Annotated in this window: 9 protein-coding genes; 6 read left to right on the top strand and 3 right to left on the bottom strand. The window is 68.9% G+C overall.

Annotated elements, in window-relative coordinates; translation table 11 throughout:
- Positions 1–358 precede the first annotated feature (358 nt).
- Positions 359–1300 carry an aldo/keto reductase gene (locus tag R2B38_RS50155; RefSeq protein WP_411978641.1) on the bottom strand — a complete coding sequence of 314 codons (942 nt, stop codon included), beginning with the start codon at positions 1298–1300 and terminating at the stop codon, positions 359–361.
- A gap of 157 nt (positions 1301–1457) precedes the next feature.
- Positions 1458–2270, bottom strand: a complete 813-nt coding sequence (locus R2B38_RS50150) for an alpha/beta hydrolase (protein ID WP_318022873.1) — start codon at positions 2268–2270, stop codon at positions 1458–1460.
- A gap of 294 nt (positions 2271–2564) precedes the next feature.
- Between R2B38_RS50150 and R2B38_RS50145 the strand changes: the two genes are divergently transcribed.
- Positions 2565–3605 (top strand): LacI family DNA-binding transcriptional regulator, encoded by a 1041-nt coding sequence (locus R2B38_RS50145; protein ID WP_318022872.1) that lies wholly within the window; start codon positions 2565–2567, stop codon positions 3603–3605.
- A 78-nt stretch (positions 3606–3683) separates the two neighbouring features.
- Here R2B38_RS50145 and R2B38_RS50140 read toward each other — a convergent pair whose 3' ends face one another.
- Positions 3684–5951, bottom strand: coding sequence for a glycosyl hydrolase family 95 catalytic domain-containing protein (locus R2B38_RS50140; protein WP_318022871.1), 2268 nt, complete (start codon positions 5949–5951; stop codon positions 3684–3686).
- A 236-nt stretch (positions 5952–6187) separates the two neighbouring features.
- Between R2B38_RS50140 and R2B38_RS50135 the strand changes: the two genes are divergently transcribed.
- The 5 genes from R2B38_RS50135 to R2B38_RS50115 all read left to right on the top strand — a co-directional run bounded on the left by R2B38_RS50135 (position 6188) and on the right by R2B38_RS50115 (position 13082).
- On the top strand, positions 6188–7222 hold the full coding sequence (locus tag R2B38_RS50135) for a LacI family DNA-binding transcriptional regulator (protein ID WP_318022870.1): 1035 nt from the start codon (positions 6188–6190) through the stop codon (positions 7220–7222).
- 268 nt (positions 7223–7490) lie between these two features.
- Positions 7491–8774, top strand: a complete 1284-nt coding sequence (locus R2B38_RS50130) for an ABC transporter substrate-binding protein (RefSeq protein ID WP_318022869.1) — start codon at positions 7491–7493, stop codon at positions 8772–8774.
- 14 nt (positions 8775–8788) lie between these two features.
- The gene (locus R2B38_RS50125) at positions 8789–9721 is read left to right on the top strand and encodes a carbohydrate ABC transporter permease (protein WP_411978640.1); all 933 of its coding nucleotides are present in this window, start codon (positions 8789–8791) and stop codon (positions 9719–9721) included.
- Positions 9718–10536: a carbohydrate ABC transporter permease gene (locus R2B38_RS50120; RefSeq protein ID WP_317879891.1), complete on the top strand. Its 819-nt coding sequence runs from the start codon at positions 9718–9720 to the stop codon at positions 10534–10536. Before R2B38_RS50125 ends, R2B38_RS50120 begins: the two co-directional genes overlap by 4 nt.
- 230 nt (positions 10537–10766) lie before the next feature.
- Positions 10767–13082, top strand: a complete 2316-nt coding sequence (locus R2B38_RS50115; RefSeq protein WP_318022868.1) for a beta-glucosidase family protein — start codon at positions 10767–10769, stop codon at positions 13080–13082.
- Positions 13083–13250: the final 168 nt, after the last annotated feature.

The raw sequence follows: 13250 nt of genomic DNA, 5'->3' as shown, positions 1-13250 counted from the left end.
TCGTGATTCAGGAGCGCGGTCGTCACTGGACCCCCTGCTTGTCTTGGACAGCCATCAATTTCCTTGGTTTCCTTCTGGCATTCCGTGGGGGGCTGTTTCGCCAAGGGGAAGTGCATTCCCCGTAGAACGCGTGGTGATTGGGAAATCGAAGGCTGCCACGGCGGGTTGGCGGTCGGCGTGCGCAGTACTACCCATTTCCGTCGTGGGTACATGGCGCTGGTTGTCTCACCCGGTGCTGATCGCCGCGGACGCAAGGGGCTCCCACCGTTACCACTGAAGAAGAGGCAGGGGTGGCCTGCCTCTTCTTCAGTGAGCATTCACCGATGGCGGGTGCACGTTCAGGGCAAATACCCGGGCATCACGCGGGAACTGGTGCGTCCTCGGGAAGGATTCCTTCGCTCCTCAGCTCCTGCCAGAGCTCCGACGGTACGGGCGCGGACATGAACTCAGCGTTCTCGCGGGCCTTTTGCGGGTACTTGGCACCGGCCAGGACGGTGGAGACCACAGGGTGAGCGGCGCCGAACTGGAGTGCCGCTGCGCGGATATCGACGCCGTGGCCGGCACAGATCCGCTGGATGCGGTCGCGTTTGGCGATCACGTCCGGTGCGGCCTGGGCGTAGTCGTAGTGGTTTCCGCCGGCCAGGATGTCGGAGTTGTAGACACCTCCGAGCATGACGGGGACGTCGCGCGCGGCACACAGGGGGAAGAGCTCGTCGAGTGCCGACTGCTCCAGAAGCGTGTACCGTCCGGCGATCTGGATGACATCGGGGTCCGCCTCCTTGAGCGCCCTGATGCCGGGCTCGACGACGTTGTTGCCCAGACCCCATGCCTTGATGACTCCTTGGTCGCGCAACTCGGCGAGAGCGCGAAAGCAGCCGTTCAAGGCGACGTCGAACTGCTGCTCCCAGGCGTCGCCGAGGTGATCGGAGCCGAGATCGTGCACGAAGACGATATCGATCTCCGAGATGCCCAGCCGCTGACAGCTGTCCTCGACCGAACGCATGGCGGCGTCGTAGCCGTAGTCCACCTCGATATGGAAGGGCAGGCCTTCCTTGAAGATCAAGGACTCGCTGGCACCGGGCCCTTGCCCGTGCACGGTCTGCTTCGTGGGGTCCACCTGGGTGCGGACCAGTCGTCCCACCTTGGTGGCGAGCATGAAGTCCTGACGAGGACGACGCCGCAGGAAGTTGCCGAAACGGTGCTCGGCCAGGCCCAGACCGTAGCCCGGAGCCGTGTCGAAGCACCGCACACCTGTATCCCAGACGGCGGCCAGCGTCGCCTCCGCGGTCTCGTCGTCCACGGGCGCGTACATGTTGCCCAGGGAGGCGCCGCCAAATCCCAGGGGCCCAAGGGGCCTGTATCCATTCATTTTCGAATGACCTTTCCGTGCAACCGGGTTGTCGTATGGAGGGGTTGTGATGCGTGACGAGGCGCGAGGCCGTCGCCGCGGTCGCCGTTCACGCCGGCAGCGTGCGCATGAAATTCAGGACTTCCTGGGCCAACAGGGCGGGAGCGGATTCGGCCGCGTCATGCCCCTGACCCGGCAGGTCCACGAGCCGTGCGTCCGGGAGCGCCTTCTGGAAGAGCCGCGTGCCTTCCCTCAGCCAGTCGGGGCTGTATTCGCCCCTCAGCGCCAGGGTCGGGCAGGTGATCCTCGCGAACGGGGCGCGCTCGCTGTCGAACGCGTCCAACGCACGCATCTCACGTGCCCAGGTGGGAGCGAACGTGGTGCGTATCTTCCACGCGGGGCTGCTCCGGAACGCGGAGATGTCCTCCTCGGGAGCCTTTACAAAGGCACGCATTCCAAGAGCGAGCGCTTCATCCAGGTCGCCGTCCGCCAAGAGGCCGTCGTACGCGGCCAGAGCTTCCTCCCCGGCGACGGGGCCGGGAGGAAAGAAGGGGGGCTCATAGAGGATCGCGGCTACGGGGACGTGGTCCAGGGCGAGGCTGCCGCAGAGGAAGCCGCCGAAGGAGTGGCCGAACAGGATGGCGTCGGGTCCGGCCAGTTGCAGGACGGCCGTGACGTCGTCCCGCTCCCGCTCGACGGAGTAGTGGGCGGCGTCCCCGCTGCTTCCATGACCGCGGCGGTCGATGGCATAGGTGGTCATGTGGCCCGCCAGGCGGTCCGCCACCCTCTGCCAGTCCGCAGACGTGCCGAGGGAGCCGTGTACCAGTACCAAGGGGCGACCTCCTCGACCCGTGACGGTCACCGAGATCCGGGTGCCGTCGGCAGAGGTGACGAAGGTCTGTCGGGAGTCTGCTTCGGTCATCAATCGTTCCTCTCACGCTGCGGATCCGCGGGAGCGGGCAGTCGGTGCGGCGAGGGCTGGCATCGAAACGATATTCACATCGTTTCGATGTAGATGGTAAACCGCTTGGCAACCGGTGGCGGCCTCGTCTGAGGAGCAGGTGATGACCAAGGCCGTCGTCGGAGCGGGCGACGTCGGAGCTCGGCCGACGCGGCGCGCTGGCCTTCATCCGACGCAGCAGCCTTGTCACCGGGCCTTTCGTCCTGTTGGCTTGCGGCGGAGTTTCGAGTGGCAGCTCAAAGGCGAGGCGTACGAGTGACAGTTCGGGGCGGCACGCGCGCGGATGCGCAGTACGGCTTGCTCACCAGCATCGCCGGCGAGGCGGGAGTGTCGCTCAGCACCGTGTCGAAGGTCGTGCACCGGCGTGCCGACGTCGGAGCGGCGACCCGGGCCCGGGTCGAGGACCTGCTGGCACGCCACGGGTATGTCCGCCCGGGAGAACCTGATCCCGCGGCGTCGCGCCAGATCATCGCGGTGTTCCGTGACCTGTCGGGGCCGTACACGCTGGAAGTCGTCCGTGGGATCGTGGACGCGGCGGACGAACTGGGCCTGGACGTGGTGACCGGGACGACGGGTCACCGTTCGATCTCCCAGTGGCTTGAGGAGTGCGTGGCACTGGACGCGGCGGGCCTGATCATCGTGATCTCCATGCTGGCCGAGGAAGACCAGCGCCGGATCGTCGAGCGGCGGCTTCCCGTGGTGCTGATCGACCCGCTGAGCGCACCGACCCACGACATTCCGAGCATCGGGGTGACGAACTGGAGCGGGGCCAGGGAAGCGGTGCAACACCTGCTGGGCCTCGGGCACACCCGGATCGGCATGGTCGCGGGCCGTTCGCACTCGCTGGCCGGGGCCGCGCGACTGCACGGCTACAGGGCCGCTCTGGAGGAGGCGGGTATCGCGTACGACCCGGCGATCGTGCGCTCGACCGACTTCGACTTCGAAGAAGGGCTGCTCGCCAGCCTGCAGATCCTGCGCTCCGCGCATCCACCGACCGCCGTCTTCGCGGCAAGTGACGCGCAGGCGCTCGGCGTCCTGGAAGCGGCCCGTCAGCACGGGTTCAGCGTTCCCGAGGACCTGGCGGTCATGTCCTTCGACGACACCCTCGTGGCGGCCATGGCCTGTCCGCCGCTGAGCGCGGTGCGCCAGCCGTTCGAGGAGCTGGGCGCCGAGGCCACCAGGGTGCTCGTACAACTCGCCGAGGGTCGACCGCCCGCGTCGTCCCGGATCGAGCTGGCGACGGAGCTCGTGCTGCGCACCTCGACGTCGGTGCGCAGCCGAGTCGATCCCCAGTGAGTGACCGCAGGGCGCACGCGTCGCACCGTTGCGGCTGTCCCGGGGGCGGGCGTCCCGACTCCGCCCGCCTCTGAAGCCTCAGGCCAGCGGGACGGTCACCGTGGTGGGGACGTGCGGCAGCAGGTGTACGGTCTGCCGCTGGTCCGAGCCGTCACGGCACACGAGGACGATGTCCCGCTCGACTGGCGATGTGAGCACCACCTTCGCGAGGCCCTCGGACACATCCCACGTCAGCTCGTCGACGCCGACCCCGGCGCGCGTGGCGAGGCCGCGCAGGCTGCCGGACCGCCACTCCGGGGGCCGAGCCGGCAGGAGTTCCACGATCCCGGGCCGGGAGTCGAGGAGCATCTCCACGACCACGGCCGGTAGACAGTGGGCGGCGTCCGCGTTGTAGATCTCCAGATCGGGGTTGTGCGAGGTCATCAGCGACCGGAAGACCATGTTCCGGCTGACGATCTTGAGGACGTTCTCCTTCGCCGTCCCGCTGTCCTTCAGGCGGGCGGCGACCAGGGCGCGGTGCAGGCTGCCGTGCGCGGAGAGGTTCTCGTCACCCCGTCGCAGCAGGGCTTCGCGGGCGGCGGCGGCCAGGTCCGGGGTGTCGTCCGGGGTGATGTCGTGCAGCGGCCACACCGGGTAGAGGTGGCTGATGTGCCGGTGCGCGTCGGCGGTCTCCAGCCCGGGCCACGCCCACTCGGCGAGCGCCCCCTGCCCGTCGACGCGGTACGGCGGCAGCCGCTCCGACAGCGCGCGCCAGCGGCCGACCGCGGCCTGCTCGATGCGGAGGCGGGTGCAGACCTCGGCGGCGGTGGCGAGCGCGTGCCGGGCCGAGGCCAGGTCCATGGTGGCGTTCACCCCGGACATGCCCAGACCGTCGCGGGGGCCGACCTCGGGGGAGTATGAGGGGACCAGGACGACGTGTCCGTCCTCGTCCTCGCGGGTGAGGAAGTCCTCGAAGAAGACGGCGGCCTCGACGAGCCAGGGGGCGAGGGTGCGGGCGAGGAAGTCGTCGTCGCCGGTCGCCTGCCAGTACTCGTACAGGGGGAACAGCAGCCAGTCCGCGCCCGCCAGCCACATGGTCCAGGGCCAGTCGTCGTTCAGGTGGAAGAGCAGCCCGTGTTCGCCGTCCGTCCGGCTGGGGGCCAGGATCCCGCGGGTGCCGTAGATCGTGCGGGCGTTGGTGCGCCAGTCGTCGATCTGCCCGTCGATCAAGGCGGCGTACGGCGCGATGAGTTCGGGCATGCCGGTGAGGACCGCCCCGGCCATCTGGAGGTTGATGTTGGCGTCGGTGGTGTAGTCGCCGGACCAGGCGGCGCCCCATTCGCCCAGCCACAGGCCGGTTAGCCGGGGCGGCAGTACCCCGCTGGAGCTGAGCAGCAGGTAGCGGCCGGAGTGGAACAGCGCCTCGATCAGCGCGCCGTCCAGCGTCTTGGTGTCGGCACGGGCGATCAGCTCGCCCACGGGGAGGCCGCGGTCGCTGTCGGGCACACCCAGGTCGAGTTCGGCGCGGCCGTAGAGCTCGCCGTGGACGGGCGCATGCCGGGAGAGCAACTCGTCGTATTCGGTGGGCAGTTCAGCCAGGACCGCGCGGAGGGCGTCGATGCGGGGGAGAGGCGCCGACCGGTCCATCAGGGTCAGCAGAACGACGCGCGTCGCTCCTTCGACACGGACTGTGTCCCCTTCCGCCGTGACCCGGCCGCCGGTGACGACGGCCCGGGTCACGCCGGTGAATCCCGCCGCGCCGGGACCGGGCGGATACTCGCCCACGACGGCGAGTGACGCCTCTCCGTCCCCCGTGACCTCGGCGGACGTCGTGAAAGTGACCTCGGCGGGACGGCCGGCCAGCTCTCCGGACAGCCGTATGGCCAGGTCGAGCCGCGGACCGGTCATCTCGACGACCGCGACGGCGTCGGTGCGCGACACGAACGCACGCCGTACCCACTCCCGTTCCCCGTCGGACCAGGTGACCCGCACCTCGCCCGTGGCGAAGTCGGTGACCCGGCGGTAGTCCTCGACCGGGCCGTCCCCGGCCGTCGTGTCCACATGAAGCATGTGCCCCGGATGGAAGGACTGTGTCCAGGCCATCCCCCTGCCGTCGGAGAACTCGCGCTGTGCCTGCTCCCGTTCCCCGGCGAGGGCCAGGTCGCGGACCCGTTCGAGACGGTCGGCGACGGCCGGCGGCCGCATCCCTAGGGACTCGTTGGGCAGCACGTAACGGTGGTGGTTGTGAACGATCCGCTCCCGGTGGGGATGCCCGAACACCATGATTCCGTACTCGCCGTTGCCGGAGAGGAAAGCGTCCTCCCAGCGGTCGGCGGGTTGTGTGTCGTAGATGCTGTGCACCGGCATTCCCGGCCTCCCGGAAGTAACGTGCCTGAGCGGCTCGAACAGGCTGCGAGGGAGCCTACAAGAGGCGGCCGATCGGGTTGCGAAAGACTTTCGCAGCCCTTGAGTTCCCGCGTTTCCGCAGGTGTGCGCGGCTTTCGGCACTCCTTCTCGGCCTGCCGTGATCGAACCGGCGTGTACGTTCACTCAGCACGCGATCAGAACAGGCCAACGGACGCGCAGGGGAGGTCCACACCGCAGTGACGGGCCCAACCAGTTCGCGCCGGAACGCCCAGTACGGGCTTCTCGCCTCGATAGCCGACGAGGTCGGCGTCTCGCCGGCGACCGTTTCCAAGGTCGTCCACAGGCGGCGTGACGTGTCCGAGGTGACACGCGCCCGCATCGAGGCGCTGCTCACCGAACGGGGCTTTGTCCGTACGTGGGAGACCGAAGCCCGTCGGCGACGGCAGATCCTCGCGGTGTTCCGGGACCTGGCGGGACCGTACACCCTGGAAGTGGTCCGCGGCATCGTGGAGTCGGCGGCCGAGATCGGTGTCCACACGACCGTCGGCACGACGGGTCGGCGCTCCATCGCACAGTGGCTGGAGGAGTGTCAGAAGCTGGACGCCCTCGGGGTCGTCATCGTCATCTCCACTCTCGTCGAGCGGGACGAGCGCCGGATCCTGGAGCAGCGGATTCCGGTGGTGCTCGTCGATCCCCTGAACGCGCCGTCCGGGGACATCCCCAGTGTCGGGGTGGCGAACTGGCACGGCGCGACGACCGCCGTCCAGCACCTGATCGACCTCGGGCACCGCCGCATCGGCATGCTGGCCGGCCGGTCGCACTCCCTGGCCGGGTCCGCGCGCCTGCACGGCTACCGGGCCGCCCTGACGGAGGCCGGGATCCCTTACGACGCCACGCTCGTGCGCTCGACGGACTTCGACTACGGCGAGGCACTGCGCGCCGCCCGCAGTGTGCTGGAGCGGGACGAGAGACCGACCGCTCTCTTCGCCGCCAGTGACGTCCAGGCGCTCGGCGCCCTGGAGGCCGCCCGGCAACTGGGCATCGCCTTACCGCGCCAACTGTCGGTGATGTCGTTCGACGACACCCTCGTGGCCGCCATGGCCTCGCCGCCGCTGAGTGCGGTGAGGCAGCCGTTCAGGGAACTGGGCCAGGAGGCCACGCGTGTCCTGCTGAACCTCGCCGAGGGCCGGCCTCCCGCCACGACGCGCAGGGAACTCGCGACCGAACTGGTCGTGCGCGTGTCCACGGCGCCGCCCGAAACCGGGAAATAGGGACGAAGCCGAGCCGGTTCCGCAAGCCCTCGGACTGCGAAAGTCTTTCGGAAGTGATTTCGCTCCGATATTGCCGCGGCCGAATTCCGCCGCTTAACGTGACCGACGCCAGCTCAACCGCAGGAGCAACGGAACCGCAACACTTGCGCAACAGCGCCTGACGGTCTTGGCCATCGACCCAGATCCCTCAGTGCGGGCAGGCCCGGGACGGCCTGCCGGGTGCAGTGCACCCGCGGAGGGATCCTGCCGACTCGAAAGGTGTTCAACGATGAACAGTGTGTCCCGGAGATGGTTCCTCACCGCTACGGCGGCGACCACGCTCAGCGTCACCGTGGCCGGCTGTGGTTCGTCCGGCAGCTCCACGTCCTCGCCCACGGGCAACGTCGACTTCTGGACGCTGCAGGACCCGACCAACTCGGTCCAGAAGGCCGCGGTGGACACGTTCAACTCCGCCGGCAAGGGCAAGGTCAGCATGACCGTGATCGCCACCGACGGGTACAAGGACAAGCTGCGGACCGCGATGGGCTCCGCCAAGATGCCCGGCGTGTTCTTCAGCTGGGGCGGCGGCAGCCTGAACGACTACGTCACGGCCGGCAAGCTGGTCACGCTGGACACGGCCCTGGAGTCGCACTTCCTGCCCTCCGCGCTGGCCGCGGGCAAGGTCGGCGGCAAGCTGGTCGGCATCCCCTGCCGGGGCACCCAGCCGGTGTTCCTCTTCTACAACAAGAAGCTCTTCGCCGACGCCGGCGTCCAGCCGCCGACGACCTACGCCGAGCTGCAGAACCTGGTCAAGGTCTTCAAGGGCAAGGGCATCACGCCCTTCGCGCTCGCCGGCAACGCCAGCTCCTCCTGGACCGAGCTGATGTGGGTCGAGTACCTCGTCGACCGCCTCGCGGGGCCGAAGCTGTTCGACAAGATTCAGGGCGGCGACTGGTCGCAGTGGAAGGACCCCGCCATCCTCAAGACCGCGCAGATGATCAAGGAGCTGGTGGACGGCGGCGCGTTCGGCAAGAAGTTCGGGTCGGTCAACTACGGCGCCGGCGGCACCTCCACGCTGCTCAACAAGGGCAAGGCGGCGATGGTGCTGATGGGCTCGTGGGAGTACGCGACCCAGTTGGCCGAGGCCCCCGACTTCGCGAAGAACGGCCTGGGATACGTGGCCTTCCCCTCTGTGGAGGGGGGTAAGGGTGATGCTGGCAACGTGGTTGGCAACCCCACGAACTACCTCTCGGTGACCACCTCCGCCGCCAAGCAGACCGCGACGGAGTTCCTGAAGACCACGTACAGCGACAGCTATGTGCAGGGCCTGGTCGAGAAGGGTGAGGTGCCGGTCACCTCCAACGCCGCGCAGTACCTCACCAAGGCGGCCGACCCGGCGTACGCCAAGTTCCAGTACGACCTGGTGCAGAAGGCACCCTCCTTCACCCAGTCCTGGGACCAGGCGCTCGGCCTCACCCTCGGCACGCCGCTGCTGACCGAGATCCAGAAACTGTTCAATGGGCAGAGCTCGCCGGAGCAGTTCGTCAGCGCGGTTCTGGCGATCAAGAAGTAGGAAGGCGCGTCCACGTGGTCTCCGCAACGACTTCACGGCCCCTGCGCAAGCAGCGGGTGCGTGACCGGGCCGCTCCTCCCACCCTGGAGCGGCCCGGCGTGGCCTGGGCGGTTCCCGGGCTGCTGTTTTTCCTCGTCTTCGCCGTCGCCCCGATGGTGGGCGTGCTCTACCTCTCCTTCACGCACTGGGACGGCCTGAACCCACCGCAGTTCACCGGCACGGCGAACTGGTCGCGGTTCTTCGGTGACAGCCAGGTCTGGCAGTCCACCACGGTCACGGGGCTCCTGCTGATCGGGAACATTGTGGTACAGGCGCCGGTCAGCATCCTGCTGGGTGTCTGGGCGGCCGGCCACCAGCGCAACCGGGCGATCCTGTCGGCGGTGTTCTTCCTGCCGCTGCTGCTGTCCACGGCGGCCACGGCCATCATGTGGCGCCAGCTCCTGGACCCGAACTTCGGCCTGCCTGCCAAGTTCGAATGGCTGTTCGGAAGTAATCCGATGGGCACCCAACAGGGCGCGATCGCCTGCCTGGTCCTCGTGACCACCTGGCAGTTCGTCCCCTTCCACAGCCTGCTCTACCAGGGCGCCGCCCGGTCCATTCCGCACACGCTCTACCAGGCGGCCTCGATCGACGGCGCGGGGCGGGTTAGGCAGTTCGTCCACATCACACTGCCGCAACTGCGCAACACGATGATCACCTCGACCATCTTCATGGTCGTCGGCGGCCTCACGGCCTTCGACATCGTCCTGCTGCTGACCAACGGCGGCCCCGGCACCGACACGGCGATCCTGCCGTTCTCCATGTACCAGACGGCCTTCCGGACATACGACTACGGCTACGCGAGCGCCATCGCCAGCTTCCTGCTGGTGCTCGCCACCGCCGCCTCCGTCATCCTCACGAAGCTCAGCGGGTACGACAAGATGACGAGCACGATGGAGGGGCTGTGAGGACGCGCCCGAACTACCTCGCCGGCGCCGCCGCCCTCGTCTGGCTGGTGATCATCGGCGTCCCCCTGTACGCGCTGGTGAACACGGCGGTGCAGCCGCAGACGAAGTACACCGACAAGGGTCCCGTCTCGATCCCCGACACCGTGACCCTGGACAACTTCCGAACGGTCGTGGACAGCGGCTTCCTGCAGTACATCTGGAACACCGTCGTCGTCGCGGTGGCCACGGTCGCCATCGTGCTGGCGCTCGCGGTCCCGATCAGCTACGCCGTGGTGCGTGGGCGGGGCTGGCTGACCAAGGGTGTGTTCCGCCTGTTCCTCCTGGGCCTGGCGATCCCCTCCCAGGCGGTGATCATCCCGCTGTTCCTGATCATCAACAACCTCGGCCTCTACGACACCCTGTGGGGCATCATCCTGCCCACCGCGGCGTTCGCGCTGCCGGTGAGCGTGCTGGTCCTCAGCGGCGGGATGCGGGACATCTCCAACGAGCTGTACGAGGCGATGGCACTGGACGGCGCGAGCCCGGCCCGGACTCTGCTGACGCTGGTCGTCCCGATGTCGAAGTCGGCCATCGCGACCACGTGCGTCTTCACGGCCCTCCAGGCGTGGAACGGCTTCCTGTTCCCGCTGATCATGACCCAGTCGAACGACAAGAAGCTGGTGACGTTGGGCCTGTACAACTTCGTCTCCCAGTACGCGGCGAACGTGCCGGCCCTGCTGGCCGCGGTGCTGATGTCCGCCGTCCCCATCCTCGTCGTCTACCTCTTCGCCCGCCGCGCCCTCGTCGCGGGTCTGATGGGAGCCGGCGGCAAGTAACGGTGCCGAGTCCCGCTCCGGCGAATCCAGCGGGACGCCACCCCATTCGGGGCCCGGACGCCGAAAGGCGCCGACTCCCCCCGTGCGACGCAGTTCGGCGTGTCTGCCTCCCCATGACCGCCGGACCGGCGTCCGGGCCCACTCCCTTCCCGGTCGGCGGTGCCTCCTCGCCCCCTTGGACCATTCGCGCGCTCTCGCGCACCCCCCCCCGCAACAGAATGGATAAGACCTTGACGATCAGCGACGAGCGCCCGACGAACGGGCTGTGGAACGATCCCGCCCTGCCGGCGTCCGTTCGCGCGCGGGCCCTCCTCGACACCATGACCAGGGCCGAGAAGGTCGCTCAGCTCGGCAGCACCTGGCCCGGCCACGACGAGTCCGGCGACGTGGCCCCGATGCAGGACACCTTCCGCGGCGCCGAGAGCTTCGAAGAAGCGATCGTCGACGGTCTCGGGCATCTGACCCGGGTGTTCGGTACGGCGCCGATCGACCCGGAGGCGGGCCGTAAGCGCCTCGCAGAGTTCCAGGAGCGGGTGACGGCGGCGAACCGCTTCGGTATCCCGGCCATCGCCCACGAGGAGTGCCTCACCGGGTTCACTGCCTGGCAGGCCACGGTCTACCCCACACCGCTCGCCTGGGCGGCCACCTTCAACCCCACCCTCGTGCACCGTATGGCCGCGGCCATCGGTTCGGACATGGCGGCCGTCGGCATCCACCAGGGACTGTCACCCGTCGTGGACGTCGTACGCGACTACCGCTGGGGCCGGGTCGAGGAGACCCTCGGCGAGGACCCCTACCTCGTGTCCGAACTCGGCCTGTCCTACGTACAGGGACTGCAGTCGGCCGGAGTCGTCGCCACGCTGAAGCACTTCGCCGGCTACTCCGCATCGAGGGCCGCCCGCAACCACGCCCCCGCCGCCGTCGGTCCCCGCGAACTCGCCGACCTGATCCTCGTGCCGTTCGAGAAGGCCGTGGTCAAGGGCCGGGTCGGCTCGGTCATGAACGCCTACAACGACATAGACGGCGTGCCCTGCGGCGCCAGCGAGGAACTCCTGACCCGGCTGTTGCGCGAGAGCTGGGGATTCGAGGGCACGGTGGTGTCCGACTACTGGGCGATCGCGTTCCTCGCCTCCCTGCACCACGTGGCGGCCGACATCCCGGGCGCGGCACGTGCCGCGCTCCGGGCCGGAATCGACGTCGAACTGCCCCACACCACCGCATACGGGGAGCCGCTCCTGGACGACGGCATGCCGGCGGATCTCGTCGACCGCGCCGTACTGCGGGTCCTGACCCAGAAGGCCGAACTCGGCCTGCTCGATCCCGACTGGAAGCCCGGACAGTACACCGCTCCCGCGGACTTCGACTCGTCCCGAAACCGCTCCATCGCCCGCGAATTGGCCGAGGAGTCCGTCGTCCTGCTCGACAACCCCTCGAACCTCCTGCCGCTCGCTGGCGCGCGCTCCCTCGCCGTCATCGGTCCCGCGGCCGACGACGTCCGATGCCTGTTCGGCTGCTACTCGTTCCCCAACCACGTACTGCCCCACCACCCCGACACCCCCCTGGGCGTCGAGGCGCCCACGGTGCTCGACGCCTTCCGGCGCGAGTTCCCCGACGCCGAAGTCCGCCACGAGACCGGTTGCCAGGTCATCGGGGAAGACCGCAGCGGCATCGCCGCCGCGGTGGCTGCCGCCGCCGCGGCCGACGTGACGGTCCTCGTCGTCGGTGACCGCTCCGGGATGTTCGGACACGGTTCCTCCGGTGAGGGCTGCGACGTCAGCGTGCTGACACTGCCCGGAGTCCAGGACGAACTGGTGGAGGCCGTCCTCGACGCCGCGAACCAAGTCGTCCTCGTCGTCCTTTCGGGCCGTCCGTACGCCATCGGCCGGCACGCCCGGCGGGCGGGCGCCGCCGTCCAGGCGTTCTTCCCCGGCGAGGAGGGGGCCGCGGCGATCGCCGGTGGCCTGTCGGGTCGGATCAACCCCTCCGGGCGCCTTCCGGTCCAGATCCCGGGCGACGAGGCGGGCCAGCCGGGCACCTACCTGGCGCCTCCGCTCGCCCTCAAGAGCGACGGCGTGAGCAACATCGACCCCACACCCGCGTTCCCGTTCGGGCACGGTCTGTCGTACACGACCTTTGAGATCGAGAGCGCGTCCGTCGACGAAGCCGTCGTGTCCGTCGACGCGACGATCACATTGCGGGCCAGAGTCTCCAACACCGGTGAGCGCGCGGGCACTTGCGTCCCCCAGCTCTACCTCACCGACCCGGTCGCCTCGGTCACCCGCCCGGTCCGCCAGCTCATCGCCTTCACCCGCGTCGACCTCGCCGCCGGTGAGACCCGGGTCGTCGAGTTCGAGGTCCACACGGACCTGGCCGCCTTCACCGGGAGAGACCTTCGCCGACGCGTCGAACCCGGCGACCTCACCCTCACCGTCGCCCGGTCGGCGGGCGACCGCGGCGTCCCGGTCCAGGTGACCCTGCAAGGCGACGAGCGCATCGTCGACAGCACCCGCACCATGACCACACCCGTCAGCGTGCTCCCGGGCTGACCGCCGCGGCCGAGGTCGAAGGGAAGCCGGATCCAGACGCCGCGCAGGACCTCGCCGGCGAACGCGTCGACGGGGCCGGTGACTTCGACCTCGCCGCCAGGTCCGCGCAGGATCCGGATCGGCTGGGTGCAGGTGTCACCGTGCCGGTCACCCGCCGGGCAGGTGACC

It is taken from the genome of Streptomyces sp. N50 (assembly GCF_033335955.1).
In the GTDB taxonomy this organism is placed as follows: Bacteria; Actinomycetota; Actinomycetes; order Streptomycetales; family Streptomycetaceae; genus Streptomyces.
The sequence above is the reverse complement of the archived record's forward strand: the minus strand, read 5'-3'. Positions and strand labels throughout refer to the sequence as shown.